This is a genomic window from Aliidiomarina minuta (assembly GCF_003987145.1).
Classification (GTDB): domain Bacteria; phylum Pseudomonadota; class Gammaproteobacteria; order Enterobacterales; family Alteromonadaceae; genus Aliidiomarina; species Aliidiomarina minuta.
In genome coordinates this window covers 291,192-317,690 of record NZ_PIPL01000003.1, presented here as the reverse complement: position 1 = coordinate 317,690, position 26,499 = coordinate 291,192, and the positions used below count along the sequence as shown (strand labels likewise).

The 26,499-nt window shown below is 47.9% G+C and carries 28 protein-coding genes; 14 read left to right on the top strand and 14 right to left on the bottom strand.

Going from position 1 to position 26,499, the window contains the following annotated elements; translation table 11 throughout:
* Window positions 1-307: 307 nt before the first annotated feature.
* The gene (locus CWE09_RS13235) at window positions 308-808 is read left to right on the top strand and encodes an RNA recognition motif domain-containing protein (protein ID WP_126804530.1); all 501 of its coding nucleotides are present in this window, start codon (window positions 308-310) and stop codon (window positions 806-808) included.
* A 183-nt stretch (window positions 809-991) separates the two neighbouring features.
* Window positions 992-2,092, top strand: a complete 1,101-nt coding sequence (gene trmA, locus CWE09_RS13230; protein ID WP_126804529.1) for a tRNA (uridine(54)-C5)-methyltransferase TrmA — start codon at window positions 992-994, stop codon at window positions 2,090-2,092.
* On the opposite strand, the gene CWE09_RS13225 is transcribed toward trmA, so the two are convergent.
* The 3 genes from CWE09_RS13225 to efp form a co-directional block, all read right to left on the bottom strand.
* A complete protein-coding gene (locus CWE09_RS13225) occupies window positions 2,089-2,514 on the bottom strand; it encodes a MerC domain-containing protein (protein WP_126804528.1) in 426 nt (141 codons plus the stop codon). The two genes, trmA and CWE09_RS13225, sit on opposite strands and share 4 nt — an antisense overlap.
* 81 nt (window positions 2,515-2,595) lie before the next feature.
* The gene (gene epmA, locus CWE09_RS13220) at window positions 2,596-3,567 is read right to left on the bottom strand and encodes an elongation factor P--(R)-beta-lysine ligase (protein ID WP_126804527.1); all 972 of its coding nucleotides are present in this window, start codon (window positions 3,565-3,567) and stop codon (window positions 2,596-2,598) included.
* Window positions 3,568-3,627: 60 nt separating this feature from the next.
* Window positions 3,628-4,197, bottom strand: coding sequence for an elongation factor P (gene efp / locus CWE09_RS13215; RefSeq protein ID WP_126804526.1), 570 nt, complete (start codon window positions 4,195-4,197; stop codon window positions 3,628-3,630).
* Window positions 4,198-4,309: 112 nt separating this feature from the next.
* On the opposite strand from efp, the gene epmB reads away from it, so the two are divergent.
* A complete protein-coding gene (gene epmB / locus CWE09_RS13210; protein ID WP_241974376.1) occupies window positions 4,310-5,323 on the top strand; it encodes an EF-P beta-lysylation protein EpmB in 1,014 nt (337 codons plus the stop codon).
* Here epmB and CWE09_RS13205 read toward each other — a convergent pair.
* From CWE09_RS13205 to CWE09_RS13185, 5 genes are all read right to left on the bottom strand, one after another.
* The gene (locus tag CWE09_RS13205) at window positions 5,320-5,502 is read right to left on the bottom strand and encodes a hypothetical protein (protein ID WP_126804525.1); all 183 of its coding nucleotides are present in this window, start codon (window positions 5,500-5,502) and stop codon (window positions 5,320-5,322) included. The genes epmB and CWE09_RS13205 overlap by 4 nt on opposite strands.
* Window positions 5,503-5,600: 98 nt before the next feature.
* Window positions 5,601-6,116, bottom strand: coding sequence for a DUF3016 domain-containing protein (locus CWE09_RS13200; RefSeq protein ID WP_126804524.1), 516 nt, complete (start codon window positions 6,114-6,116; stop codon window positions 5,601-5,603).
* A 147-nt stretch (window positions 6,117-6,263) separates the two neighbouring features.
* Complete coding sequence (gene groL / locus CWE09_RS13195) at window positions 6,264-7,901, bottom strand: chaperonin GroEL (RefSeq protein ID WP_126804523.1); 1,638 nt, start codon at window positions 7,899-7,901, stop codon at window positions 6,264-6,266.
* Window positions 7,902-7,936: 35 nt separating this feature from the next.
* Window positions 7,937-8,227 (bottom strand): co-chaperone GroES, encoded by a 291-nt coding sequence (locus CWE09_RS13190; RefSeq protein WP_126804522.1) that lies wholly within the window; start codon window positions 8,225-8,227, stop codon window positions 7,937-7,939.
* A gap of 127 nt (window positions 8,228-8,354) precedes the next feature.
* A complete protein-coding gene (locus CWE09_RS13185) occupies window positions 8,355-8,897 on the bottom strand; it encodes an FxsA family protein (RefSeq protein ID WP_126804521.1) in 543 nt (180 codons plus the stop codon).
* A gap of 84 nt (window positions 8,898-8,981) precedes the next feature.
* Between CWE09_RS13185 and cutA the strand changes: the two genes are divergently transcribed.
* The 11 genes from cutA (at window position 8,982) to purD (ending at window position 19,825) form a co-directional block, all read left to right on the top strand.
* On the top strand, window positions 8,982-9,305 hold the full coding sequence (gene cutA / locus CWE09_RS13180) for a divalent-cation tolerance protein CutA (RefSeq protein ID WP_126804520.1): 324 nt from the start codon (window positions 8,982-8,984) through the stop codon (window positions 9,303-9,305).
* Window positions 9,305-11,050, top strand: coding sequence for a protein-disulfide reductase DsbD (locus CWE09_RS13175; RefSeq protein ID WP_126804519.1), 1,746 nt, complete (start codon window positions 9,305-9,307; stop codon window positions 11,048-11,050). Before cutA ends, CWE09_RS13175 begins: the two co-directional genes overlap by 1 nt.
* Window positions 11,051-11,187: 137 nt before the next feature.
* Entirely contained in the window at window positions 11,188-11,640 is a 453-nt protein-coding gene (gene aroQ / locus CWE09_RS13170; protein ID WP_126804518.1) for a type II 3-dehydroquinate dehydratase, read from the top strand.
* Window positions 11,641-11,667: 27 nt separating this feature from the next.
* A complete protein-coding gene (gene accB, locus CWE09_RS13165) occupies window positions 11,668-12,129 on the top strand; it encodes an acetyl-CoA carboxylase biotin carboxyl carrier protein (RefSeq protein ID WP_126804517.1) in 462 nt (153 codons plus the stop codon).
* Between the two features lie 21 nt (window positions 12,130-12,150).
* Window positions 12,151-13,494 carry an acetyl-CoA carboxylase biotin carboxylase subunit gene (gene accC / locus CWE09_RS13160; protein WP_126804516.1) on the top strand — a complete coding sequence of 448 codons (1,344 nt, stop codon included), beginning with the start codon at window positions 12,151-12,153 and terminating at the stop codon, window positions 13,492-13,494.
* Window positions 13,495-13,497: 3 nt separating this feature from the next.
* The gene (gene prmA, locus CWE09_RS13155; RefSeq protein ID WP_126804515.1) at window positions 13,498-14,376 is read left to right on the top strand and encodes a 50S ribosomal protein L11 methyltransferase; all 879 of its coding nucleotides are present in this window, start codon (window positions 13,498-13,500) and stop codon (window positions 14,374-14,376) included.
* Window positions 14,377-14,549: 173 nt separating this feature from the next.
* On the top strand, window positions 14,550-15,539 hold the full coding sequence (dusB, locus tag CWE09_RS13150; RefSeq protein WP_126804514.1) for a tRNA dihydrouridine synthase DusB: 990 nt from the start codon (window positions 14,550-14,552) through the stop codon (window positions 15,537-15,539).
* The gene (gene fis, locus CWE09_RS13145) at window positions 15,532-15,828 is read left to right on the top strand and encodes a DNA-binding transcriptional regulator Fis (RefSeq protein WP_126804513.1); all 297 of its coding nucleotides are present in this window, start codon (window positions 15,532-15,534) and stop codon (window positions 15,826-15,828) included. The genes dusB and fis overlap by 8 nt, the downstream gene beginning before the upstream one ends.
* 133 nt (window positions 15,829-15,961) lie before the next feature.
* Window positions 15,962-17,533: a bifunctional phosphoribosylaminoimidazolecarboxamide formyltransferase/IMP cyclohydrolase gene (purH, locus tag CWE09_RS13140; RefSeq protein WP_126804512.1), complete on the top strand. Its 1,572-nt coding sequence runs from the start codon at window positions 15,962-15,964 to the stop codon at window positions 17,531-17,533.
* Between the two features lie 53 nt (window positions 17,534-17,586).
* Window positions 17,587-18,522 carry a class I SAM-dependent methyltransferase gene (locus CWE09_RS13135; RefSeq protein ID WP_126804511.1) on the top strand — a complete coding sequence of 312 codons (936 nt, stop codon included), beginning with the start codon at window positions 17,587-17,589 and terminating at the stop codon, window positions 18,520-18,522.
* A 10-nt stretch (window positions 18,523-18,532) separates the two neighbouring features.
* Entirely contained in the window at window positions 18,533-19,825 is a 1,293-nt protein-coding gene (purD, locus tag CWE09_RS13130) for a phosphoribosylamine--glycine ligase (RefSeq protein WP_126804510.1), read from the top strand.
* Between the two features lie 34 nt (window positions 19,826-19,859).
* Here the strand turns inward: purD and CWE09_RS13125 are convergent, their stop codons facing one another.
* The 6 genes from CWE09_RS13125 to CWE09_RS13100 form a co-directional block, all read right to left on the bottom strand.
* Complete coding sequence (locus tag CWE09_RS13125; protein ID WP_126804509.1) at window positions 19,860-20,225, bottom strand: MaoP family protein; 366 nt, start codon at window positions 20,223-20,225, stop codon at window positions 19,860-19,862.
* A gap of 93 nt (window positions 20,226-20,318) precedes the next feature.
* Window positions 20,319-21,833 (bottom strand): response regulator, encoded by a 1,515-nt coding sequence (locus CWE09_RS13120; protein WP_126804508.1) that lies wholly within the window; start codon window positions 21,831-21,833, stop codon window positions 20,319-20,321.
* An 80-nt stretch (window positions 21,834-21,913) separates the two neighbouring features.
* On the bottom strand, window positions 21,914-22,318 hold the full coding sequence (locus CWE09_RS13115) for an OsmC family protein (RefSeq protein WP_126804507.1): 405 nt from the start codon (window positions 22,316-22,318) through the stop codon (window positions 21,914-21,916).
* Between the two features lie 67 nt (window positions 22,319-22,385).
* Complete coding sequence (locus tag CWE09_RS13110) at window positions 22,386-23,282, bottom strand: hypothetical protein (RefSeq protein ID WP_126804506.1); 897 nt, start codon at window positions 23,280-23,282, stop codon at window positions 22,386-22,388.
* Between the two features lie 103 nt (window positions 23,283-23,385).
* A complete protein-coding gene (locus CWE09_RS13105) occupies window positions 23,386-25,659 on the bottom strand; it encodes a fimbria/pilus outer membrane usher protein (RefSeq protein ID WP_126804505.1) in 2,274 nt (757 codons plus the stop codon).
* Window positions 25,660-26,424, bottom strand: coding sequence for a fimbria/pilus periplasmic chaperone (locus CWE09_RS13100; RefSeq protein ID WP_157982862.1), 765 nt, complete (start codon window positions 26,422-26,424; stop codon window positions 25,660-25,662).
* Window positions 26,425-26,499 lie beyond the last annotated feature (75 nt).

The following is a 26,499-nucleotide window of genomic DNA, read 5'->3' as shown; positions in this document are numbered from 1 at the left end:
GTGTAAGTGTCAACGGCTTTTTGCAAAGTTTTCGCTATCGTTTTAACTTGTTAGCGAAGAGTTAACACCTACTTTTAATCTATTCCCGCTCTTCTCGAGCTGGGAGCGCCATTTTAGGGATTTATTTGCTCCCGTCAAGAGCTTCAACCGCATTTTTTTGTCCTCAAACAAAGTAAGTTACGATTGGTATGCTTTACTATACTTTGCTGCAACCCGATTTAATCGTTAAGATAGGTAAGTGCGTTATAGCTTTATTCATTTTTGCGCACTTTTTTTCAGACTCATATTTTACATAAAGGATTTTTTCATGACTCGTGTAACACCAGGCTTCCAAATTCTCATCGCTGCTGTAATTGCTTTTATATTTGGTCTTATTGCCTCATTCACATTAGGACAAGCAGAGCTTTCCTTCATAGTATCTTTTGTCGGCCTTGCTACCTTCCTCGGCGGTATACTTAGCCCCTGGATCGCTGGCTTGCTAGCTAATAGAAAGCCGAAACCCCGGACTAAAAAAGCAGCTAAAGCAACACCAGTACAAAATGCTGATGGTAGCGATGCCGTTACCTTATATGTAGGAAACCTTCCTTTTAAAACAAGTGAAGATTCGGTGCAGGATGCTTTCGAGCGTTATGGTGAGGTTTTTGCCGTACGTTTAGTTAAAGACCGCCGTACCGGTAAACGCAAGGGGTACGGTTTCGTAGAAATGGAGTCCGTAGGTGCAGATCTGGCATTAGCTAAATTAAACGATTCAGATTTCGAGGGTCGCACCCTTAAAGTACGAGCTGCAAACTCAGATCGTAAAGACTAACTTTATAATAAAATCAAAAAAGGGCCGGTCGTCATCGTGCGACCGGCCCTTCTTATTTCAGTATCTTGCAAATTCAGAAATTAATGCGTGGAGTTAACCTCACCTGTACAGTCGTCATAAACGGCTGCGCTCACGCGGCTGATGCGATAAAATGACAGGTAGAATCTTATTACCAGGAATTACATGGCCGACTCAGATACCACTCAAGCTTCATATGACGAACAGCTCGCAGACAAAGTAAATGCTTTGCAGCAAAAACTGGCTCCTTTCAACCCACCGGCACTGGATGTCTACCCGTCACCACCCATGCATTATCGTATGCGTGCTGAATTTCGGGTGTGGCATGAAGGAGATGACCTTTATTACATCATGTTTGATAAAAACACTCATGATAAATACCGTGTCGATCAGTTGCCAGCGGCAAACCAACTGATAAACCAACTTATGCCTGCACTATTGGAATACCTTAAACCTCGGGAAACTCTGAGACGCAAACTTTTCCAGGTCGATTTTTTAACCACAACAACTGATGAAGTGGTGATCTCACTGCTCTATCATCGTCAACTGGATGAAAGCTGGAAAACAGAGGCTGAAAAACTACGTCACGCGCTTGGTGATTATGCCAATATCAACCTCATTGGGCGAGCTCGCAAACAAAAAGAAGTCTTAGGTTCAGATACTCTGGTCGAGCGCATTCAGGTTAACCAGCGAAATTACGAATTCGAACAGGTGGAAAATAGCTTTACCCAACCTAACGCCTATACCAATAAGCGCATGCTGCACTGGGCGCATACTCTAACCTTAGGTTCACAAGGCGATTTATTAGAGCTGTATTGTGGTAACGGAAATTTCAGTCTGCCGCTGGCTGAGAATTTTAATCGCGTACTAGCCACGGAAATTAGTAAAAGTTCGGTGAACTCGGCAAACAACAACATTGCCCGCAACAAAATCGAGAATGTGACCGTGGTGCGTCTGGCAGCGGAAGAAGTCACCCAGGCAATAAATGGTGAACGGGAATTTCGCAGGTTGCAGGGAATAGATCTTACCGGGTATGACTGCCAGACCGTTCTGGTAGACCCACCTCGAGCAGGACTCGATGACGATACTTTACAAATGGTTAGCCAGTATAGATATATTCTCTATATATCCTGTAACCCCGATACCCTGGCCCGAAACCTGGAAGTACTATCACAGACCCATGATGTAGAACGGGCTGCGTTGTTTGATCAGTTTCCGTTTACAGAACATACCGAAGCTGGAGTTTATCTCCGACGCAAAACTTAAGCGCTTGTCTCTGGTGCCGGATCTGCACTGATTTTATCGTCAACTGCGCTGCACTCAGCGACTCTATGCACCCGGCACAGATGAAGATTCATAACATGTGCTGAAATAATGAGAACAGAACCCAATATAATCATGACATATTCAATTTCGTGACTAAAAGCATGTTTATTAAAATAAAGCAGGCCGCCAGCACTCAACATCACTAGTGGAATCAGGCTGCGATGGTGGCGCATCCCTATAACCACAGCGATACCACCAATCAAAAGGCTCACAGTCAGCACCATACGTTCTAGCCAAAGCATGCCTAGAAACGATAAACCCATTAGCGACAAGGTCGGCAGCAAGACCGGTACCAGTAAGCAATGCAACGCGCAAAAAAGCGCGAGCCAGATGCTGGTTTTATCGAATGGTTTATGATTCATATGCTGAGAGTACCTAAGATTTAAAACAAGAATACACTGTAATAATATAACATACGATACCTAAAAGCTAGTGCTCTCTCCTCAGGCCCGCAAAATTGGGAACGCCAGTACCTTGTCTATATGGGAAACCCCGGTATGCAGCATTAATAGACGATCCAACCCAAGCGCAACCCCAGCGCAGGCGGGCAATCCATGTTTCAGAGCTTCTAACAGCCGATTATCTACCACAGACTCTGGCAGGCCCAACTGCTGACGCCGGATATTATCCTGCTCAAAACGTAACGCCTGTTCCTTAAAATCAGTTAGTTCATCAAATCCATTAGCTAGCTCAATGCCCTTATAGTACAGCTCAAAACGCTTTGACACTCTGGGGTCTGCGTTATCTAGTCGAGCAAGAGCTGCCTGTGACGCTGGAAAATTATAAATAAAACAAGGCCTCAGTTGACCAATCACAGGTTCAATCAAGTGAGTCATTGCTAACTGAAGCAATACATCGGTATCCTTTTCGTCCGCTGCGATATGCTTAAAGCCTTGTACACACAGATAGCTGCGCAACTTTTGCAAGCCTTCATCCGTTAACGGGTCTATACCCAGGTTATTCATAAAAACCTGCTGATAACTAACCCTCTCGGCATTCTCAGTTTGCAAAATACATTGCAGCAACTCATCAATTTCGTGCATCAATTGCTGATCATCAAACCCTACCCGGTACCACTCCAGCAGACTAAATTCAGGATTGTGAAAACGCCCTATTTCGTCATCTCTGACTACTTTAGTTATTTGAAAAATACACCCCGAACCCGACGCGAGTAGGCGCTTCATAGCGTATTCAGGGGAGGTCTGTAGACAGAACTCAGTAGCCTGTGGCAAGCCAGGCCCCCTTAAACAAGTGGTCGCATTGGCTAGATAGGGATCGGTCACCCCTGCACGGCCCAGCAGGGGAGTTTCCACTTCCATCACTCCACGCTCAGCAAAGAAATTGCGAATAGTCTGTTGCATCAACGAGCGCTTTCGCATCATGGCAATATCGGCGCTGGGCTTCCAATCGGTCATTTTAATGCCCCCAATAAAAAAGCGGTGTCTAAAACACCGCTTTCAGTTTAATTATGCTTTCTACTTCTGTACGCGGGACACATACTCACCATTGCGCGTATCAACTTTAATAACTTCGCCTGTTTGTACAAATAACGGAACCCTGACTACAGCACCAGTGCTTAAGGTCGCAGGCTTCCCACCAGTGCCTTGCGTATCACCTTTCAGGCCAGGATCCGTTTCAGTAATTTCCAGCTCTACAAAATTAGGTGGCGTCACGTTAATAGGTTTTCCGTCCCAAATAGTCAAAGTACAGGTATTTTGCTCAACCAACCACTTCTCAGCATCGCCGATCGCGGCTTTATCAGCAGGAATCTGTTCAAAAGTTTCGTTATTCATAAAGTGCCAGAATTCGCCGTCATTGTACAAATAGTCCAGATCGATATCGATCACATCGGCCGCTTCTACCGACTCTCCGGACTTAAATGTTTTTTCCACCACTTTACCGCTGATCAACTTACGAATTTTAACACGGTTAAAGGCCTGCCCTTTGCCTGGTTTTACCATTTCATTTTCGACAATGCTACACGGCTCTCCGTCCTGCATGATCTTCAGACCGCCTTTAAATTCGTTAGTACTATAAGTTGCCATTTTTTCCTCTCACATTTGAGATCATATACATTTTGTCCCAATAATAAACCAAAGCGGCGCCTATTTCAGGTAAAATAACGGCTAAACTCACGTATTCTTTGATGGCCGCATTTTGTCCTTAATTCAGCAGCTTGAAACACAAGATAACTGGCAACGCCAACTGGCACAGGCGTACAAAGATCCCTGGCAACTGGCCAGTGACCTGCAACTGCCCGAGTCGTGGGTAAAAGAGCATGCTCCGGCACGCCAACTCTTTGCATTACGTGTACCTAAAGCTTTTGCTGCGCTCATGCAGCCCGGCAACCCCGATGACCCTTTGCTACGCCAGGTTTGGCCTCATAGTGATGAGTTTAAAGAAACCGAAGGATACACTGCAGATCCATTATTGGAAGATAATGCCCAGGCTGGCCCTGGTCTGTTACATAAGTACTCATCCAGAGTCCTTATTATTCTGCGCGGCGGTTGCGCAGTGAATTGCCGTTATTGCTTCCGCCGCCATTTTCCTTATCAGGAACATAAGGTAGATCAGCAAGCGTTAGCGAAAATCTGCGAGTACATACGTTTGCACCCGCAAATTAATGAAGTCATTTTAAGTGGCGGCGACCCGCTGATGGCGTCTGACAATCAGTTAGATAAAGTAATAACAGAAATTGAATCTCTACCCCAAGTAACGCGCTTGCGCATTCATTCCCGTTTACCCGTAGTTATTCCGGATCGTCTTACTCAGAAACTTTCCAACCGTCTAGCCGCCAGCCGTCTGCAGTGCCTGCTCGTTATTCATGCTAACCATCCGCAGGAAATCAGTAACAACTTACAAGTTCAACTTGCTTCCTGGCGACAACAAGGTATTTGGTTATTAAATCAAAGTGTGTTGTTAAAAGGAGTAAACGACAGTGCGGATTGCTTAGCCGCCTTAAGTGAGCAGTTATTTGAAAGCAATGTGATGCCATACTACCTGCACCAGTTGGATAAGGTGGCTGGGGCAGCGCACTTTGCTGTCAGTGATGCCAAAGCCAACCTGATAATGGCGGAATTACTAAAACGCTTACCTGGCTTTCTGGTGCCCAAGCTAGTTCGTGAAATAGCTGGAGAAAGCAGTAAAACGCCTATCAATTTACAGCTTTAAGCTGTGGTATTGATGTTATTTCCGACCGCAGCACTGGGTGCTGCATTGCCGACGCTGGTCTCTACAGCAGCAGCTTCCAGTAACTGTAACGTTGCCTGGCCATCTGCTTTCTGTTGATTACTCGCCATCTGAAGGCCTTTGATTTCAAGCGCTTGCTGGCCATTCATTGATACTTCCATGAACCCTCCTACGTGTTAAACCACGTATTCAAGTGAGTGAATAAGGTACTTAATTATAAATAGACCTCGGCCTTTTATCGCCCACAGCCGGCAAAACTTTAATCTTGCAGATAATCAGCAAAGGTAGAACGGAACCAGCGCTCTATCATTTCACTTTCAAAACGAACATGCTCACGATCCTGTGAGGCAATTATCCGGCCATGATCCATGTGGCCACGCCCACGAAGGGATTCTGTACCTTCCTCAAGAACACTACCATCGCTCGCCTGGAGCTGGTATTCCAGGCTCATACGCGGCTGATGCAAAGAGCGAATTACACGCACTCGTTGCAACCCGGCACCTGTACGCATCGGTTCCACACGACCAGCCAGATCAACATCTGTAACTTTGATAACAAGAACCTGGTCCTCAGGAAGCCATTCCGCCAACTGATTAAATTTACTTTCTAACGCGTTTAAAGTACGTTCTCTAAAACGATTCCGATGCTCATCTGCTTCTTGTAAGTCAGTATAAGACTCCGGGTTTTCCCAGGTTAAATCAAGCTCCGCGCTGAGCGCAGAAAAAGGATAAATCAGCATCCCTGCCATTACACCAAGTAATAATTTGGAACGCATATTAACCTCCCAGCTCAAGTTTCAAAAAGTGTTGCTTATTAACACTATAGGATTAGCCGCAAATTACATCAATAAAACTGTAAATTCTGTTAAAAAAAAAGCCGCACTGTGAAGTGCGGCTTCTTGTTTGTTAAGCAGACAGCAGGATTACATCATGCCGCCCATGCCCATGTCTCCACCAGGCATGCCACCACCGGCAGGCTCATCTTGCGGGATATCCGCAATCATAGCTTCGGTAGTAATCATCAATGCGGCAATAGAAGCTGCGAACTGCAGTGCTGAACGGGTCACCTTAGTTGGATCCAGGATGCCCATTTCCAGCATGTCACCATAAGTGTCATTACCAGCATTGTAACCATAGTTACCTGTGCCTTCTTTGACCTTATTAGTCACAACAGAGGCTTCTGCACCAGCGTTGGTCGCGATTTGACGTAACGGAGACTCCATCGCACGTAAGGCTACTTTAATGCCTACGTTCTGGTCTTCGTTGTCGCCACGCAGGTCTGCCAGCATGCTTGCTGCACGAACCAGAGCAACACCACCACCAGGTACAACGCCTTCTTCAACCGCAGCGCGTGTTGCATGCAGAGCATCTTCAACACGTGCTTTTTTCTCTTTCATTTCCATTTCGGTGGCAGCGCCAACCTTAATGACAGCAACACCGCCAGCTAACTTAGCCAGACGTTCCTGCAATTTTTCGCGGTCATAATCAGAGGACGTGTCTTCAATCTGCTTACGAATCTGCTCAACACGCGCTTCAATAGTCGCTTCATCGCCAGCACCGCCAACGATAGTAGTGTTGTCTTTATTGATCACAACACGCTTAGCACTACCTAAATCTTCCAGCTGCGCTTTTTCCAGTTCCATACCAACTTCTTCAGAAATAACGGTAGAACCGGTCAGTACTGCGATGTCCTGCAGCATAGCTTTACGACGGTCACCAAAACCTGGTGCTTTCACAGCTGCAACTTTAACGATGCCGCGCATGTTGTTGACTACCAGTGTCGCTAAGGCTTCGCCTTCTACATCTTCAGCGATAAGCAACAATGGCTTACCTGACTTAGCCACGGCTTCTAAAGTTGGCAGCAGCTCACGGATGTTAGAGATTTTCTTATCTACTAACAGGATATGCGGGCTTTCCAATTCAACCTGACCAGCTTCCTGGTTGTTCATGAAGTAAGGAGACAGGTAACCACGGTCAAACTGCATGCCTTCAACCACATCCAATTCGTCCTGCAGGCCCTGGCCTTCTTCTACAGTGATAACGCCTTCCTGACCTACTTTGTCCATTGCCTGAGCAATGATTTCACCGATAGTTTTATCGGAGTTGGCAGAAATAGTACCTACCTGAGCGATCGCTTTACTGTCAGCGCAAGGCTGAGAGATTTTTTTCAGTTCTTCAACGGCCGCGATGACTGCTTTATCGATACCGCGCTTCAGATCCATTGGGTTCATGCCCGCTGCAACTGATTTCAGACCTTCTGAAACAATAGACTGCGCCAGCACTGTTGCTGTAGTTGTACCGTCACCCGCTTCATCGTTGGCTTTAGACGCAACTTCTTTAACCATTTGCGCGCCCATATTTTCGAACTTATCTTCCAGTTCGATTTCTTTAGCTACGCTGACACCATCTTTAGTGATGGTTGGAGCGCCAAATGATTTGTCCAGCACTACGTTGCGGCCTTTAGGGCCCAAAGTAACTTTTACTGCGTCGGCCAGAACATTTACGCCTTTCATCATTTTTTGACGTGCTGTGTTACCAAACTTAACTTCTTTAGCTGCCATGATTCTTATTCCTTACTTAATTCGGTTAACCAAAATTACTCTACGATAGCCAGAATGTCTGATTCACTCATGATCAGTACTTCTTCACCATCCAGTTTCTCGGTTTTCACGCCGTAACCTTCGCTGAACAACACTTTGTCGCCAACTTTAACGTCCAGAGGCTTCACTTCACCGTTATCCAGAATACGGCCATTACCAACGGCTACAATTTCACCACGTGTAGACTTCTCGGCTGCTGACCCTGTCAACACGATGCCGCCCGCTGATTTACTTTCCGCTTCAGCACGCTTAATAATCACGCGATCATGCAAAGGACGAAGTTTCATTTTGTAAGTACTCCCATACTCTTATGTTGATATAACGAAAGACCTGAAATCAGGCCGGTGTTAAATTTCAGATGTATGCAAAATGGGGCCTGCGTGCAGGAATCCAAGGGGCATACGAAAAAAAAATCTATTTTTCATCGTCTTTATCAGACAATTGCGAATTCGTCTCATGTTTACGTTCGTACTCACCGTCAATCACAGTGCCGTCTTTATCCTGCTGTCCCGGCTGACGCCCAAACGGAGACTGCTGTCCGCTCTGACGGCGCTGTTGAAACTGAAAGTGAGCAAAACCACCTGCACCGGGCTGTCCACCGCGCACTAGCAGTTTTTTCATCAGTGCTCTGGCGATCGGTGCACGCGTAACAGGAAGCAACAACAGCAGGCCTACAGCATCAGTCACAAAACCTGGTGTTATAAGTACAATACCCGCCACAAATATAAGAATGCCATTTGCCATTTCGATGCCGGGCATTTCACCACTGGCCATGCGCTGCTGCGCCCGCATCCAGTTCTGCATACCCTGCTGGCGAACCAGAGAAGCCCCCGCGACCGCTGTCAGGATTATTAAAAATAATGTAGTCCAGCCACCCAGCCAGCTACCAATTTGCAGCAGCACGGCGATTTCAATGATCGGCAGAACGATAAATAGTAGTAATAATATTCGAAACATATAAAAATCCTGACTTGGTGTTATTAAACAGATGGGGCATCATATCCCTGGTTTCAACCGGTAACGAAAAACAGGTAGCAATATATGAGTAGCGACACGCAACTGGTTTTATGCACGGTTCCGGATCAGGATACCGCCAGTCAGCTTGCCCGCCTGGTGGTGGAACAAAAGCTGGCCGCCTGTGTCAATATAGTGCCGCAACTGGTATCTGTATATGAATGGGAAGGTAAAATTGAGCAGGACAATGAAGTACTGCTGTTAATTAAAACACAGGCGCCTTGTTTCGAAGCTCTGCAGAACCTACTTCAGCAAGCACACCCATATGATGTTCCAGAGATTATTGCGCTCGATATCAACGCAGGTTTGCCCGCGTATCTCAACTGGATAAAGGACGTAACTGAAAACTAATGAAGTATTTACGCCCCCTGTTACTGACCTGGCTGTTTCTATTCGCTGCAGGCAGTCACGCACAAAATTTCAATCCGGGTAATGTCACTAGTAACAGTGACTTTCTGCCTGTCGACCAGGCCTTTCAGTTTGATTACGAGCAGCAGGACGACCTCCTGATCATACGCTGGCAGATTGAAGAAGGTTACTATCTGTATCAGCACCGTTTCTTTTATGAACCTGAATACAAAATAGCAGAAGTTCAGCCGTTACCCCGGGCTGATGAATATAGCGATGAATTTTTTGGCGATGTTTTTATTTACCGGGATTCAGTGGAAATCACTATCCAACTGGCATCAGTCAATCAGGGCGACACTTTATACATACGCTATCAGGGCTGTGCCGATGCGGGCTTATGTTATGCCCCTACCGTAAAAACCGTTTACCTCAATCAGGTCGGCGATGGCGTTAGTGAGCGTGAGCCGGGGCAATTACAGGACTTCTCTGAAGCGCAGAGTTTTGACAGTGGCGGGCTTTTTTCCATTTTGCAGGGTGACAACCTAATCTGGGCCCTGGCGCTGTTTTTCATTTTGGGTGTAGGCCTGGCTTTTACCCCCTGCGTTTTCCCCATGTATCCGATAGTTGCCGCCATTATCGGTGGCCAGAAAGGAAAGCTCACAGCAAGCCGTGGCTTCTTACTTTCTTTTGTTTATGTGCAGGGCATGGCCGTTACTTATACCGCACTGGGTATCCTGGTTGCTCTGGCGGGTATGCAATACCAGGCGTATATGCAACACCCAGCCATTCTGCTTACCCTGGCCATCATTTTTGTGGTACTGGCGCTGGGCATGTTTGGCCTTTATACCCTGCAACTACCGGCCAGCGTGCAAAATAGGATCAATACCTTAAGTCAAAAACAGAAAGGCGGTGCCTACCCCGGCGTATTTGCCATGGGCGCACTGTCTGGAGTGATAGCTTCTCCTTGCACTACAGCGCCGTTATCCGGTGCATTGCTGTTTATCGCTCAGTCAGGCGATGTTTTCACCGGCGGTATAATTCTCTATGCACTCAGTATCGGCATGGGGATTCCGTTGATGATCATCGGTGCTTCGGGGGGCAAACTGCTTCCTAAGGCTGGCCCCTGGATGAATAGCGTCAAACTGATCTTCGGTCTGCTGCTTTTAGCCGTCGCGCTGTTTTTACTAGAACGACTCATTCCCATGTATTGGGCTGCTGCGCTTTGGATTGCGTTCTTCCTGTTTAGCGTGATTTTAATTATACGGAGTCTGTGGCCGCACCTGAGAAACCCTGGCCGCATGCTAACCGCCGTCATACTGGGCGCCCTGCTTACAGCAGGCATCCTCTGGCAGAAACCTTATCTGGATGGTTCTTATGCCAATCATCTTGAATTTGAACCTGTGACTGATCTTGCTGAAGTTCAGCAAGTAGTCGCAGAAGCCACAGACAATGGTCAGTGGGTCATGCTGGACTTATATGCAGACTGGTGTGTAGCCTGTAAAGAGCTGGAAATTTACACTTTCAGTGACCCGCAGGTACAACAACAATTAGCAGACATGCGTCTTATCCAGGCCGATGTCACCCGCACTAATAGCATTAACACCGAATTACTTAGCGAATATCAGGTATTAGGTTTGCCTACTATTTTATTCTTCAACCCTGAAGGGGAAGAAGTCAGCCAACAGAGAGTCACTGGCTTTATGAATGCAGCCGACTTTACGGAGCACCTGAAAAAACTGAGTAATTAATAGATTTTGCAGCGAAATGCAGTGATAAGACCAGTATTTTACTGCCATTTTAAATTTAAGCCTTATAATGGCAATAATTAATCTATTGGTGGGCACGTTTTTAGGTTCTCACCTGTTTCGCGGCAGATAGCATCAATATGGCTAAAGAAAAGCGAGTTTTAGTACTACACGGCCCTAACCTGAACATGCTGGGGCAACGTGAACCAGAGATATATGGTACAGACACTCTGGATGACATTAACCAACGCCTTACTGCGCAAGCAAAAGAAGCGGGGGTCGCTTTAACCTGCCTGCAAAGCAACGCAGAGCATGCGCTTATTGATGCCGTGCAACAGTCCCGTGGCCAGTATGACTTCATTGTCATAAACCCGGCAGCTTTAACCCACACCAGTATTGCGCTGCGTGATGCTTTTCAGGCTGTTAAAGTGCCTTTCATTGAAGTTCATTTGTCTAACGTACATGCCCGCGAGGCTTTCCGTCAGCATTCTTATCTGTCAGATTGCGCACAAGGTGTTATCTGCGGACTGGGCGCTGCTGGATACGAATTTGCGCTTGCAGCTGCTATTCAGCAGCTGCAGGCTTCCCGTTAAATTTTAACCAGAGTAAAGATACGAGCTATGGATATTCGCAAAATAAAAAAACTGATAGAGCTAGTTGAAGAGTCCGGTATTGCCGAGCTGGAAATCACCGAAGGTGAAGAGTCTGTGCGCATCAACCGCCACAGCCCTGCGCCCGCACCGGCATATCACTACCCACCACCTGCGGCGCCAGCGCCAGCTGCACCAGCAGCTCCTGCCAGTACATCTGCCAGCAACGAAAGTGCACCTGCTGCAGCTGAGGAAACCGGACATATCGTTCGTTCTCCTATGGTGGGTACTTTTTATGAGTCACCAGCACCGGGCTCTAAAGCTTTTGTTCAGGTCGGTCAGCAGGTTAATGTTGGCGACACACTGTGTATCGTCGAAGCTATGAAAATGATGAACCAGATAGAAGCAGATGCCAGCGGCGTCGTGAAAAAGATACTGGTTGATAATGAAGCGCCGGTTGAATTTGATCAGCCTCTTTTCCTAATTGAATAATCGATTTAAGCAGGCCTTCTTATGTTAGATAAAGTTGTTATAGCCAACCGAGGCGAGATTGCCCTGCGCATATTGCGTGCGTGTAAAGAGCTGGGCATTAAAACCGTCGCCGTCCATTCTACGGTTGATAAAAACCTGAAACATGTGCTGCTGGCAGATGAGTCCATTTGCATTGGCCCACCTTCAGCGACTGACAGTTACCTTAATATTCCTCGCATCATCAGCGCTGCTGAAGTTACCGATGCTGCCGCTATTCATCCCGGTTATGGTTTCTTAGCCGAAAATGCTGACTTTGCCGAGCAGGTCGAAAACTCAGGCTTTATTTTTGTCGGTCCAACGCCGGAGCTGATCCGCATGATGGGCGATAAAGTGTCTGCCATCGAAGCCATGAAAAAAGCCGGTGTACCTTGCGTACCAGGCTCCGGGGGCCCTCTCGACGACAACGACGAGAAGAACCTGAAAATAGCCAAACGCATTGGCTACCCAATCATTGTCAAAGCTGCTGGCGGTGGTGGTGGTCGTGGTATGCGCATGGTGCGCGAAGAAAAAGACTTACTGAGCTCTATCGTTGCTACGCAAAATGAAGCCCGGGCTGCATTTGGCAACCCCGTTGTCTACATGGAAAAGTTTCTCGAGAATCCACGCCATATCGAAATTCAGGTGTTGGCGGATGGTCAGGGCAACGCTGTACATTTGGGAGAGCGAGACTGCTCAATGCAGCGTCGGCACCAAAAAGTGGTGGAAGAAGCACCCGCACCAGGTATTACCCCTGAAATGCGTAAGAGCATTGGCGAGCGTTGTGCGCGCGCCTGTGTTGAACTGGGTTATCGCGGCGCTGGTACCTTTGAGTTTCTGTATGAAAACGGTGAGTTCTATTTCATTGAAATGAACACGCGTATTCAGGTAGAGCACCCTGTTACTGAAATGGTAACGGGCATCGATCTGGTTAAAGAACAATTGCGTATTGCTGCCGGCCGGCCACTCTCCTTTAGCCAGGAAGATGTTGTCGTTCGCGGTCATGCCATTGAATGTCGTATCAACGCTGAAGATCCGGAGCGCTTTGTGCCTTCGCCTGGCACTATTACCCGTTTCCACCCACCAGGTGGCATGGGTGTGCGTTGGGACTCCCATATTTATGCAGACTACCGGGTACCACCCAACTACGACTCCATGATAGGTAAACTTATCACCTATGGTGACAATCGTGACGTTGCCATTGCCCGCATGCGCAACGCCCTCAGTGAACTGATCATTGAAGGCATTAAAACCAATACGCCACTGCAAAAGAAGATCATGGCCGATGAAAACTTCCAGCATGGTGGTACTAATATCCATTATCTGGAGAAGAAACTGGGTCTTTCCTAAAACATGGCCTGGATTCAATTAACGCTGTCCAGCAATGAAGCACACGCCCGCCAGTTGGGCGATGTGCTTATGGCTAATGGTGCGCAGGCGGTTACCTACCGGGATGGAAAAGATGCACCTATCTTTGAACCTGGCCCTGGCGAAGTACAACTCTGGGAACATACCCTGGTTACCGGGCTCTTTGATGCTGCGCATAATATGCCAGCCCTTATCAAACGGCTACGCCAGGTCCGCTACTTAGGTGCCGACTTCAACTACAAAACCGACCCATTAGAAGATAAAGACTGGGAACGGGAATGGATGGATAACTTCAAACCTATCCAGTTTGCCGACAATTTGTGGGTAGTTCCGTCCTGGCATGAAGCACCAGACCCCAATGCAGCGAACATACTGCTTGATCCGGGAATGGCCTTTGGTACCGGTACTCACCCAACAACGGCTTTATGTCTGCAGTGGCTGGCGGAACAAGACTTAAGCGGAAAAACCATCGTTGATTTTGGTTGTGGTTCAGGCATTTTAGGCATTGCAGCGCTAAAACTCGGTGCAGCACGTTGCGTCGGTATTGATATTGATCGCCAGGCCTTGATCGCGACCCGGGACAACGCCGAACGTAATGGTGTTGCCGATCGTTTTGAAGTGTATTTACCTACCGAACAACCTTCATTGGCCGCTGACTTAGTGGTCGCAAATGTACTGGCGGGCCCTTTACAGGAACTCTCTGACGTTATTCTTGCTTACGTCGGTGACTCTGCATTGATTGCCATGTCAGGCATTCTGGAACGTCAGGCTGAACAAGTGATACAAGCTTACCAACCTACCATAAACTTTGCTCCGCAACGGCAAAGCGAAGAGTGGGTTCTGCTGCATGGTCAACGACAATAAAGCGACAGCACTTACAGCTTGTTAACATAGCCTTTGCCCGACAAGGGCTGTAGAGAATTAAAGTCAAGGGCGAAAAGTGAAAAAAAAAGATAATTTTGTTCACTTTATCGCCTTTTCTTTATCCCCCAAATTCCATAAAATTCTCTCCCCTTTCGCTGCACAGTTTTTGACCGATGCGGATTGGACCATATACCTTAAGCAACAATGTGATTTTAGCGCCGATGGCTGGTGTGACTGATGCTCCTTTTCGCAACCTCTGTGTGCGTCTTGGCGCTGGCATGGCCGTATCGGAAATGTTGTCGAGCAATCCCAGAGTCTGGGACACTGCAAAGTCACAACATCGCATGCTACATCAGCAGGATATTGGCATCAGGGCTGTCCAGATTGCAGGCTCCGATCCACAACTGATGGCAGACGCGGCTATACACAATGTAATGCAAGGCGCCCAAATCATCGACATTAATATGGGCTGTCCAGCGAAGAAGGTGAATAAAAAGCTAGCTGGATCCGCGCTTTTACGGGATCCACAGCTGGTTACTGAAATTTTACATGCAGTAGTTGCAGCCGTTTCAGTACCCGTTACGTTAAAGATCCGGACCGGTTGGTCCCCTGAACAACGTAACGGTGTTGAAATAGCACAGATAGCGGAGCAGGCAGGCATACAGTCGCTGGCCGTACATGGCAGAACCAGAACATGCATGTACAAAGGTCAGGCCGAGTACGAAACGATCCGGTCTATTGTCCGGGCCGTGTCTATTCCGGTTGTGGCTAACGGCGATATCAGAACGCCTCAGCAGGCACGTGACGTTCTGGAGTACACCGGGGCCAGTGCCATTATGATTGGCCGCGGTGCGCAAGGAAATCCATGGCTGTTTCGGGAAATTGTACATTTTTTAGAAACTGGCCAGCAAATGGAAGCTCCGCCGATGAGCGAGGTCGCAGAAGTCATGCGCCAGCACTTGCAGCAACTGCATAATTTTTACGGTGACTTTAAGGGTTTGCGTATAGCCCGAAAACACATTGGTTGGTATTTACAGGCCATTGAAGATCCTTTGAGTTTCAGAGCTTTCTTTAATTCGCTGGAAAGTGCCTCGGCCCAAACCGATGCTTTGGACCAATATTTTGTAAACTTACAAGAGAGAAAAGAGCGCTACTATGTTTGATCAGAACGTAAATCGTGATGCAGTAAACACGCCCCTGATGACTCCGGGCCCAAACGCTAACCCTAAACCCTTGCGTAACTCCGTAAAGCAGGCACTAAACAACTTTCTGACTCAGTTAGAAGGTGAAGATCCGCAAGAGCTTTACGAACTGGTATTGTCTGAAGTGGAAGCGCCTTTATTGGAAGAAGTTATGACCTTCACCCGTGGCAACCAGACTCGCGCTGCCACCATGTTGGGTATCAATCGCGGTACTTTACGCAAAAAGTTAAAAAAATACGGTATGAACTAATATGCCACCCAGGCCCCGCCATTCAGCGGGGCTTTTTTTTACCTGCCATTCTATTCAGGCTACAGTTAGCGTATAATTTCCCCCCTTCCAGACGAACATTAATGTCCTCAAATTTAATACGAGAGTTTTTGCCATGAGCCAGAGTCGCCCAATCCGTCGTGCCTTATTAAGTGTTTCAGATAAAACCGGTATTCTTGAGTTTGCCAAAGCGCTGGCAGCGCAGAATGTGGAGCTGCTTTCCACCGGAGGCACAGCACGACTGTTGCAAGAGAATGGTCTCCAGGTAACTGAAGTATCTGAACATACAGGTCACCCGGAAATCATGGATGGCCGGGTGAAGACACTGCACCCTAAAGTTCACGGTGGCATTCTCGGCCGTCGCGATACCGACTCTGCGGTTATGCAGGAACATAATATTAAACCCATTGATCTTGTCGTAGTAAACCTTTATCCCTTTAAAGCGACGGTAGAAAAACAGGGCTGTACCTTACCTGACGCTATTGAAAACATAGATATCGGCGGCCCCACTATGGTTCGCGCGGCGGCTAAAAACCATAACGACGTGGGCATCGTGGTTAATGCTAATGACTACCCCCGGGTGATAGAAGAAATGACCGCCAATAACGGCAGCCTGACGCAACAAACCCGCTTTGATCTGGCGGTAGCCGCTTTCGAGCACACTGCCGAATACGATGGCATGATCGCTAATTATTTAGGACAACGAGTGTCTGGCGCTGAACCTCAGCGTTTCTCACGCACTCTGAATCTCCAATTTGAGAAAAAAGAAGACCTGCGTTACGGTGAAAACAGTCATCAAGAGGCTGCCTTTTATACCGAGAAAGGAGTGACCGCTGCTTCTGTTGCTACCTCGACCCAGTTACAGGGCAAAGCGCTTTCGTTCAACAATATTGCCGACACCGACGCGGCACTTGAGTGCGTAAAATCATTCTCTCAGCCAGCCTGCGTCATTGTAAAACATGCCAACCCTTGCGGTGTGGCCGTTGGTGAAACTATTATGCAGGCTTACGAGCGCGCTTTTAGTACCGACCCGACTTCAGCCTTTGGCGGCATCATCGCATTCAACCGAGAATTGGATGAAGCCACTGCCAACGCCATCATCACCCGCCAGTTCGTAGAAGTTATTATCGCCCCGGGTGCTAGCCGTAAGGCACAAACCATAGTAGGCAGTAAGAAGAATGTGCGTTTACTGACAACTGGCGACTGGCAACAAACCACACCGCAAATGGATTACAAACGCGTACAAGGTGGTATTCTGGTACAGGATAGTGATAGCGCCGTTGTCACCGAATCTGAACTCAAGGTGGTCAGTAAAAAACAGCCTACGGCCAAACAACTGGAAGACCTGCTATTTTGCTGGAAAGTAGCCAAATTTGTTAAATCTAACGCCATTGTATATGCCAGAGACGGCATGACCGTAGGTGTAGGCGCTGGCCAGATGAGCCGCGTCTACAGTGCTAAAATTGCAGGAATTAAAGCTGCTGACGAAAACCTTGAGGTTGCCGGCTCAGTTATGGCATCAGATGCCTTTTTCCCTTTCCGTGATGGCATTGATGCCGCTGCGGAAGCCGGAATCAGCGCTATAATTCAGCCTGGTGGCTCCATTCGTGATGAAGAAATCATCGCCGCCGCAGACGAGCACGATATGGCGATGGTCTTCACCGCGATACGCCACTTCCGTCATTAATATCAATTTACTGCTACGCTTATGCTTTTAGCAGCGAAAAGAGGATGTTAACGATGAATACATGGCTTATCACTTCAGCCCTGGCAGCCAGCCTAATGGCAGGCGCTGCCTATGCTCTGCCGCAAACAGCGGCAGAGGAAGCTCTGGAGCAGCAGGAAGCAGAAGAAGAAATACTGACTGACCCTGATCACGAGCTTCTGCTAGACGAAGGACACGAACCTTTTATCAATGTCGATGAGCCTCCGACCTTGCAACAGGCTGTGGATGCGGCGTCACGGGACCCTGACAATCGTGCTCGTGATGAATTTCGTAATCCTGCAGAAACGCTCGAGTTCTTTGACGTTCAGCCGCATATGACGGTTGTCGAAATATGGCCAGGGGCTGGCTGGTATACCGAAATACTGGCCCCGTATCTATATGCTACAGGAACTTACTATGCCGCCCATTTCCCGGAAGACACTGAATCAGCTTATTTTAGTGAGGCTCGAGGCCGTTATGCCCAATTTCTGCAAAGCAGTGCCATATACGAAAATGTGCAGGTAACCTCTTTCATGCCAGGCAGTGAACATGAAATAGCACCGGAAGGTTCAGCAGACCGGGTTCTGACATTTCGTAACTTACATAACTGGTACATGCGCGATGGTGAAGAAGGCATGGAAAATGCCTTTGATGCTTTTTATGCAGCACTTCGTCCAGGTGGCATTTTAGGTGTAGTAGATCATCGTTTGCCTGAAGACCGGGATGACGATGAAGTAAGTACTAGTGGTTACATGAAACAAAGCTGGGCCGTGAAATACGCTGAAGAGGCTGGTTTCGAACTGGTTGCCAGTAGTGAAATAAATGCCAACCCTGCTGACACCGCGGATTACGCTGATGGTGTGTGGACTCTGCCACCAACCATGCGCCGGGGCGATGAAGATGCCCAGCGTTATCTGGACATTGGCGAAAGCGACCGGTTTACCCTGAAATTCCGAAAACCTGAAGAGTAGAGAGAACTAAATGAAAGTATTGATCATTGGCGGCGGTGGCCGCGAACATGCATTAGCCTGGAAAGTGACTCAATCCTCGCGCGTAAGCCAGGTTTATGTTGCACCAGGTAATGCTGGAACCGCCTTAGAGCCCATGATAGAAAACATTGCCGTCAACGCTGACGATATTCCTAATCTGCTTTCCTTTGCCCAGGCAAAGGATATTGATTTAACTATTGTCGGCCCCGAAGCACCTTTAGTAGAGGGCATCGTCAATACTTTCCAGGCGCAGGGTCTGGCCATTTTTGGACCTAGTCAGGGAGCGGCTCAACTGGAGGGTTCGAAGAAATTCTGTAAAGATTTTTTACAGCGTCATCACATTCCAACAGCAGCCTATGAAACTTTTACGGATATCCCTCCTGCTAAAGAATATGTGCGCCAGCACACTATGCCCATAGTTATTAAAGCAGATGGACTAGCTGCGGGAAAAGGCGTCATTATCGCTGAAACGCTGGAGCAGGCCGATGAAGCTATTGACGATATGCTGGCGGGTAATAAGTTTGGCAGTGCTGGCGCTCAGGTCGTAATTGAAGAGTTTTTATTCGGCGAAGAAGCCAGCTTTATTGCCATGGTCGATGGCGACACTATATTGCCTTTTGCTTCCAGCCAGGACCACAAAGCCCGTGACGACGGAGACATCGGACCCAATACAGGCGGTATGGGCGCCTACTCACCGGCTCCGGTTCTGACTCCCGAAATCAATGACTGGGTAATGCAACATATTATGCGCCCAACGGTTGAAGGCATGCGCACAGAAGGTAATACCTATGTGGGTTTCCTCTACGCCGGGCTGATGATTGCCGAGGATGGGAGCGCCAAGGTGCTCGAATACAATTGCCGTTTTGGCGACCCTGAAACTCAGCCTATTATGATGCGTTTGCAATCCGATCTGGTTGAGCTATGTCTGGACGCACTATCTGGCCGCTTAGGCCAGACACCTATTGAATTTGATTCACGAGCCGCGGTTGGCGTGGTTCTGGCAGCAGGCGGTTATCCCGAGTCTTATCAAAAAGGAGACCCTATCGAAGGATTAGATGAGGTCGAAAATAGTCTGCAGGCAAAGGTTTTCCATGCGGGTACTCAGTTAGACAGCAACCTGGTTAAGACCAATGGTGGCCGTGTCTTATGCTGCACCGCTTTGGGTGATGATGTGACCAGTGCCCAACATGCGGCCTATGCCCTGGTTGATAAAATAACCTGGCCCAATCTTTATTATCGACGGGACATTGGACACCGGGCCATCACCCGGGAACAAAACTCCTGATCATGTACAAAGAAGCCGGCAAACGCCGGCTTCTTTAATCCTCAAGCACCAGGTCATCATCTTCAGTAGAGCTGGAGTAATAATCCTCATCCGCTATTTTACTACGCCCATACATACTGCCTACTTTAGGGCGATTAATGCGGCTTTGATATTTAACCCAAGCCTTCTCAACAGCTGTAGTCGCTGCTTGTTCGCCCCGGGCCACTGCGAGCAAACTTATATCTTCGTCACTTTCTGCTACCAGTTCGCCAGCAAGCATGGCGCTGATTAAACACCCATAATGCAGTAAAGCATCGCTTTCCCGAATAGAGAAATCACCTGACCGCGCAAAACCATAGGGGTAGTTGCGAAAGTCATTGAAAGGTTTTCTTAATAAAATATCGCGGTTTAAAGCGGCCATGATGTCCTCACCAAAATCAGTCTGATTACAATACAAACGATATAGAGGTGAGTCTTGATTTTGTCAACACATTTCGCTTCGTAAAAGCTATTTTTAACTCTCAACGTTACCAGTCAAGATAACTTCATGGCCAAGAAACTGCCGCACATCCAGGTGTCTCATGCATGCCTGCAGGTTGTTACTCATCTTTTGATTATCAGGCTGTAAGCTGACGCCTCTGGTAAAAGTCATAGCCGCTAAATCAGCTCGCCCCGACTTAAATAACATTTTACCTAACTGATTGGATAAAAATGCCCGTTGCACTGGTTTCTTTAAAGTGAATTCAAGCACTTTTTGCAATAATAGCTGGTTGGTAGCAGCGCGACTCGTAGAGCCCTGACGCTCAATTGCGAGAGCACACTGGTACACAGTGGGTACAGAAGCTTTGCCTTCCTCCAGCCATTTCACTATATAGCGCAGGATGTAAACGAACGGCGAATTGTCCCCGCCTTCCATGTCATCCATGATTAATCCGCTTGTTTCCTGCTCCCGGAGCTTTCCGCACTGCAGGGCTTGCACCAACGCTGGCAACAGCTCCTGGAATAATTCTAAGTCCCTCGTTTGACAATCCTGCTGTAACAGCTGAGCGTGAAACTCCAGATGTTTTTCCAGGTGAATATACGATTCATTATCCGTTTCCTGAAACAATTCAAGACAAAGGTTTTTCACAATGGCAACAGAATAGAAATAGGCTTTGTGTGATCGTTTCGGCGCACGTTTCTGCTTATTCGCCAAATAACCCAGAGCCTTCAACCAATTACCACTATTGGTCAGCAACGCTGCTTTATACTCACATTCAAACAAAGACAAGTCAGAATCTTTCAAGTGGGCAGGCATAAAAGACTCGGGGTCACTGTGCGACGTCACCGCCAGCTGATTTACCACCGCCAGGCTGGCGCTAAAGTAAGGGTCCTTTTCATCGTAGGTCGAAAAAAGCTGCTTACACTTTTCGTACTGCCCCAGTGCCGCCAATGCCCTTACTCGTATATAAGGTGCCCAACTCAGTTCTTTAACTGACTGCACCCTGCGTAATAAGTGACTATAGGAGCCTTGCTGAACATTCAGCATAAACTCAATCAACAAGGCCTGCTCTTCTAGTTCTGCCGGGCACCCCTGCTTGCAAAGCTGCAGGCTTTTATAGGCAGCAGCCCACTTCTGCTTATCAATCATATAGAAAACAGACGAGAAGTAATCACGGTTACGCCGCGCAAACTTAACGATAGTCGCCACATGAGCCAGGCTTACCGGTTTATTATAGAAGTTACTTACGGTAAACCGGAGTGGCGCCTGCCGACGAGCCTGCTCTATGGTATTGGAGACAAAAACAACCTGGGTTTTCGCCGAAATCCGGTGGCTCCACTCCAGATAACTTAATAACTCAGTCCCCGTCACTGAAACACCCAGATCATAGCCCAGAATCAGAATATCAGCAGCCACTACAGCATCGCCTTCAAGCAGCGAATTGCCGTTAGTGTAGGTCTGAATTGATGCTGAGGTATCAACTGAACGAAAAAAGTCCCGTAGCACGCCTAGCGTTTCCGGGTTGTCCTCTATAATTATTATATCCATTAATTCCGTTTACCTGACTAAACGCCAATAGATGCTTTATTTAGTATACCTGTACCTAACAGAATTTAAACCAATTCAAATTAGCTACTTTTTACTTCATAGCTGTGACTGATTTCCACAGAGTGCCCGAGCATAATGGAAACTGAACAATACTTTTCTGCTGAGAGTTTTACCGCCCTCTCCACATGAGACTCGCCGACATTAGCGCCGCTAACTATGAAATGCAGGTGAATAGCGGTAAACACAGCGGGTACCGAATCCGCACGCTGCGCTTTGATCTCCACTTCACAACCATTAACGGCCTGGCGGGCTTTTTCTAAAATATTAACCACATCCACAGAAGAGCAACTGGCTGTAGACAGTAATACCATTTCCATTGGGCTTGGGGCCTTTCCGCCACTATTACCATCCATAACGACCTGATGACCGCTATCAGAAGTACCTAAAAAAGTTAAATCCCCACACCAACGAACTTTACCCTGCATGCAATTTCTCCGATTGGAAATGACCTATAATATTAACATAACAGATTGTTAAAAATTAGTAATAAGTTTATTCCTGAGCATAAGCATTTATAGTAATAACGTCACTATACTCTCCGGCGAGCGCAAAATCAGAAACATAGGGGACCGACACCTGCATAGGAACCCGCCAGTTATTGCCCTGGCGAGGTAAGTGCACCATGCCTACACCGGTCAAATCAACTGATTGCCAGTTGACCCTGAGTTGATAGGGAATAGTCGCGCTGTAGCGCTCAGTATGACGCAGCAGGCCAAGGTTCTGACTACTAATTTCCAGTGAAACGTCAGTGTTGCTATTCAACACGACATCAAACTCTCGTGTCAGACCGCTATGCAAAACCCCTAATCCAACCCGAAAATATGAGTTTTTCCCTCCACTCCAACCACCGTTGAGCGAATCCAAATGCAGTGAAACACGAGGTTCAACTACAAATTCAAGCGCAGTAGATTCCCTTAACAAAGGCATATGAGAAATTCGCCGGCTACCTGGCTCGCTTTCAATTAAACCGCGGTAAACTCCGGGTACGGCTTGTCTGGCATTCGCCACCCGCAACCAGAAAGAATGCTGTTCCTGTTGCCCCGGCAACGGCAGCAACCAACCATCGCCTTGTCGTGGGATCAGTAACGGATTGCGCCTCGCATCATAAGGTGTGACTTCAAGTCGCTCAAAACCACTATCAATCCACCAGGAAGATCCATCCCCTGGGCCTATCAACATATAGTCGACACAGTCTACCAGTGCCCCGCTCAACCTTAATTCAGCGGGAAGCCACGCGGCGACCTCATTTCCAGCGGTAAACTCAGTTCGCGTTTCATGAACCGTTATCAACCAGCTTCCCGAACACTCGTTGTCTTTTGTTGCTCCAGCGTCTGATACCATCAGCAATAATATTGCCAATGCCAGGTATGCTTTATATCGGACTATCATTGTAATCACCTCGCCATCTCAGCAGGAGTTAATTCGCCAACCCGATAAAGGGTGTCCGCGTCCTCCGGAATATGCAGACGGTAGTTCACCTCGGGCTGTTGAGTCAGTTGGATTGTATAGTTCCCTGGGCGCAGCCCTTCTGCAATAAAACGCCCCCACTATTGGTAAAAATAGTCATACTTAACTCTTCTCCAGACAGACGCGCTGCCTGCAACTGTATAGGCTCACCTTGCGCATCTTTGAGAACCCCCAGCACCGAATAATAAGCATCTGAGCCTACTGTAATTAAAGTTCCGGTTACCGCTCCGGCGCCAGCATGATGCTGGCCACTTCCCCAGTCATAACCTATGGGCGCGTCTGGTACGTTCACCATCAGGTTGTTGCCTCTATGACGTGGCCTTGCAGTGAGTAAAGCCCCGGCAAAAGGTTTAGCTATAGCTTCTGGTCCATAGGGCGTTTCATTAACGAGTACCGGCGCCTTTTGCAATGATTCATGCGATGAAACTATCGTAAAGGGTCCTGTGCCAGCCCGTCCCCAGCCAAAGTGACCATCAGCCCAACCCATTGCAGTATTAAACTGTGCTCCTGCGTATCCTGAGTCACCACTATTGGTATTTTCATACTGACTAAAGACCCCCATACGAGCTCGGTTTGCAATATAGTCGGCGCGGCCATAGGTGGTACTTGATAACGGGTTTTCCACGTGAGCGAGACTGAATGCGGAAGCTCCAGTGACTTCCCGGGACACTTTAGCGATAGCAAGCTGAGCCTGTTCATCATAAGAGTCATAGGTCGCTCGATACCGCATCCCGGAATGGGGCCTGAATATGTTAATATCTATGCTCAGGAAGCCTTCATACTCATCGCTATCGGTCATTAAAAAGTTACTTCGCCGCACACCTCCGCCGACACGTACTCCACGCCATCGGTAAACCGCTCTGACTTCACCTTCACGACGAACCAGGTCATCACGAGACCGATTATCCTGATAACTAAAACGAAGCTCAATATTGTCTCCCATATAGGCACTGTAACTTGCCAGCACCCGACTTCCGTCCAGCATCCGGTTATTCAGCCAGGGGGTGTTATTAAATGTTTCATAATTATCGTAGGCGAGTCGCAAGTTAGGCGCGCCTGAACGATGAGCTCCAAAAACCCGGTGCTGCCATTCTCCGCTTGCTGCATTCCCGGTTACTCCTTCGGCTTCACTTTGCGAATATCGAAAACTAAAGCTACCAAATGGAGTGCCCAATACCGTGCTCAGCCCAACCACGTTTCCAAGTTCATGGTGCTGCGCGTTCGCTCCCAGGGTTAACCATCGGGTCATGCCTCGATCAATGGCGGCACTTACCAGGGAGTCCTCACTGTAAACAATTCCCTCGTCAGGCGAAAATTCAGATCGATAACCGCCAGCCAGCGAGAAATTGACAATCCCGGGGTCCAATAGCTGCGCATTATAAAACTGCGTAAAACGCTGAACTTCGTATTCGCCAGAGGCATAAAACAAAAAAACCTCTATTTCATTACTGCCCTGATTTAACGGCAGGTCAGTTAGATCATAACGACCCGGTGCCAAACGCAAACGCTGCAATCCGCGGCCATTAATATAAATCTCGATATCGGCTCGCTCACGAACCACCAGTTGCTGACGGGTACCCGGTGAAATACGCCGGGTCGGCTGCAGTTCATAATAGGCGGTGTCAATTGAGAAACCTCCCAACGGACTGCCGGCGAGATGCCCTCTGGGTTGCGTAGTAATATCACCCACGGCCAGGCGCAAAGGTACCGCTGGCATATCATGAAAGGCGGTTACTTCGCCACGATACAGGTTGGTGGTCTCCGTTGATGATATATAGTCACCGGTTGCAGACCAGATAAGATTCAAGCCCCTAACCCCGCCCAGGTTTAACGACCCCAGCCAGTCAGCATTGGCCCGTTTATCCTCGGTGTTTAATTCTTGTTCAGCAGCCACATTAAAATTATTCAAAAAAGCCCAGGATGCGGGGGCAACCATGTTCCCTCGCACCGGCTGGCGGGTGTTAAGGCTGATATCAGAAGTTCCAAACACGTCTGAGCTCAGGCGAGCTACCAGATCCATAGTTCTGGGCCTGAACGAAATTTCAATACCAAATTCCTGTAGCTCTTCCGCCGATAGCATACTCATATTTTTTAGTCGCTCACGCAGGCCACTCTCCAGCCGATACTGCAAAGACTCAGCAAGGCCAGCCCCATCTACAGCCACAACCTCACTCCCAACCATTTCGATGAGAACGAACCCAACCTCATGCTCATCATAAATCAGAGGAACCTCAAAAATAGCTGACTGGGCCACAGGTGAAAAAGCCAGCAAGAACAGTAACGCAACAGTAGAGCGCATTTATTCTGTACTTACAAAACGTACCGACGCTAATTTACCCTCGACTTCCAATCCCAGACCCTCCACCGGAATTCTGCTTTCTCCCCCTGGTAGTAAATAACGTACGAAAACACCTCTCGAAAACTCGCTCCAGGGTAATGATAATGTTTCCCCGTGCTCAGAGGTGACTTCCAGCCGACCCAATGACAAGTCCTGCATGCCATCGCCGTGATTCGTCAGCACTATGACTCCGTCCTCATTGGCAACATCAAAATAACCTGGGTCAAAACGTGTTTCATCGTGCAAAGGCGTGAAATCGATAGTACTGCTGATACGAGGCTCCACCCCCACAGGTGAAACAAACACCGGAGCATGTACATGCATGACAAAGCGTACCCCGGACCCTTCCAGAGGCCCCAGGTCAACTGGCAGTTGGCGGAATATAATTCGATAACCAGCAGACTGATTGAGTTGTGTTTCACCCAGGTAACGCACTCGAAACACCTGAAATTCACCCGGCTCTATGTATGCCTGGGGCGGCATAATAAGAAAGTCGTCCTCTGCAGGTTCGGTCTCGTTATAATAACCATCCTCAAATAAACGACGGGCAGCAGTTACTTCAATGGTTAGTGGTCTCTCATTAGTATTCTGCAAGCGAAAAACACCGGCGGATCCCCTACCCACCTCATCCAAAGTTAAACTGATAGGAAATAACTCGTAAGCCCATAAGGGTTGAGTCAAAGAGATAATAAACAGAAAGGCTAAATATTTTATTGTTTTTAACATAACCAACCTCGGATCCAAAAAGGCGGCCTGCGCAGGCCGCCATAACTTATATCTGGAGTACATATAACTTAAGCA

What these genes read in the sequence shown, in the direction of transcription:
- CWE09_RS13120 (WP_126804508.1), bottom strand. Translation starts at nt 21,833, where the DNA reads ATGGATATAATAATTATAGAGGACAACCCGGAAACGCTAGGCGTGCTA.
- CWE09_RS13225 (WP_126804528.1), bottom strand. Translation starts at nt 2,514, where the DNA reads ATGAATCATAAACCATTCGATAAAACCAGCATCTGGCTCGCGCTTTTT.
- CWE09_RS13190 (WP_126804522.1), bottom strand. Translation starts at nt 8,227, where the DNA reads ATGAAACTTCGTCCTTTGCATGATCGCGTGATTATTAAGCGTGCTGAA.
- cutA (WP_126804520.1), top strand. Translation starts at nt 8,982, where the DNA reads ATGAGTAGCGACACGCAACTGGTTTTATGCACGGTTCCGGATCAGGAT.
- CWE09_RS13135 (WP_126804511.1), top strand. Translation starts at nt 17,587, where the DNA reads ATGAATACATGGCTTATCACTTCAGCCCTGGCAGCCAGCCTAATGGCA.
- CWE09_RS13105 (WP_126804505.1), bottom strand. Translation starts at nt 25,659, where the DNA reads ATGCGCTCTACTGTTGCGTTACTGTTCTTGCTGGCTTTTTCACCTGTG.
- CWE09_RS13110 (WP_126804506.1), bottom strand. Translation starts at nt 23,282, where the DNA reads ATGATAGTCCGATATAAAGCATACCTGGCATTGGCAATATTATTGCTG.
- CWE09_RS13235 (WP_126804530.1), top strand. Translation starts at nt 308, where the DNA reads ATGACTCGTGTAACACCAGGCTTCCAAATTCTCATCGCTGCTGTAATT.
- CWE09_RS13175 (WP_126804519.1), top strand. Translation starts at nt 9,305, where the DNA reads ATGAAGTATTTACGCCCCCTGTTACTGACCTGGCTGTTTCTATTCGCT.
- dusB (WP_126804514.1), top strand. Translation starts at nt 14,550, where the DNA reads ATGCGGATTGGACCATATACCTTAAGCAACAATGTGATTTTAGCGCCG.
- CWE09_RS13115 (WP_126804507.1), bottom strand. Translation starts at nt 22,318, where the DNA reads ATGCAGGGTAAAGTTCGTTGGTGTGGGGATTTAACTTTTTTAGGTACT.
- efp (WP_126804526.1), bottom strand. Translation starts at nt 4,197, where the DNA reads ATGGCAACTTATAGTACTAACGAATTTAAAGGCGGTCTGAAGATCATG.
- prmA (WP_126804515.1), top strand. Translation starts at nt 13,498, where the DNA reads ATGGCCTGGATTCAATTAACGCTGTCCAGCAATGAAGCACACGCCCGC.
- CWE09_RS13125 (WP_126804509.1), bottom strand. Translation starts at nt 20,225, where the DNA reads ATGGCCGCTTTAAACCGCGATATTTTATTAAGAAAACCTTTCAATGAC.
- purH (WP_126804512.1), top strand. Translation starts at nt 15,962, where the DNA reads ATGAGCCAGAGTCGCCCAATCCGTCGTGCCTTATTAAGTGTTTCAGAT.
- CWE09_RS13205 (WP_126804525.1), bottom strand. Translation starts at nt 5,502, where the DNA reads ATGGAAGTATCAATGAATGGCCAGCAAGCGCTTGAAATCAAAGGCCTT.
- accB (WP_126804517.1), top strand. Translation starts at nt 11,668, where the DNA reads ATGGATATTCGCAAAATAAAAAAACTGATAGAGCTAGTTGAAGAGTCC.
- purD (WP_126804510.1), top strand. Translation starts at nt 18,533, where the DNA reads ATGAAAGTATTGATCATTGGCGGCGGTGGCCGCGAACATGCATTAGCC.
- aroQ (WP_126804518.1), top strand. Translation starts at nt 11,188, where the DNA reads ATGGCTAAAGAAAAGCGAGTTTTAGTACTACACGGCCCTAACCTGAAC.
- CWE09_RS13185 (WP_126804521.1), bottom strand. Translation starts at nt 8,897, where the DNA reads ATGTTTCGAATATTATTACTACTATTTATCGTTCTGCCGATCATTGAA.
- fis (WP_126804513.1), top strand. Translation starts at nt 15,532, where the DNA reads ATGTTTGATCAGAACGTAAATCGTGATGCAGTAAACACGCCCCTGATG.
- groL (WP_126804523.1), bottom strand. Translation starts at nt 7,901, where the DNA reads ATGGCAGCTAAAGAAGTTAAGTTTGGTAACACAGCACGTCAAAAAATG.
- CWE09_RS13200 (WP_126804524.1), bottom strand. Translation starts at nt 6,116, where the DNA reads ATGCGTTCCAAATTATTACTTGGTGTAATGGCAGGGATGCTGATTTAT.
- trmA (WP_126804529.1), top strand. Translation starts at nt 992, where the DNA reads ATGGCCGACTCAGATACCACTCAAGCTTCATATGACGAACAGCTCGCA.
- epmA (WP_126804527.1), bottom strand. Translation starts at nt 3,567, where the DNA reads ATGACCGATTGGAAGCCCAGCGCCGATATTGCCATGATGCGAAAGCGC.
- CWE09_RS13100 (WP_157982862.1), bottom strand. Translation starts at nt 26,424, where the DNA reads ATGTTAAAAACAATAAAATATTTAGCCTTTCTGTTTATTATCTCTTTG.
- accC (WP_126804516.1), top strand. Translation starts at nt 12,151, where the DNA reads ATGTTAGATAAAGTTGTTATAGCCAACCGAGGCGAGATTGCCCTGCGC.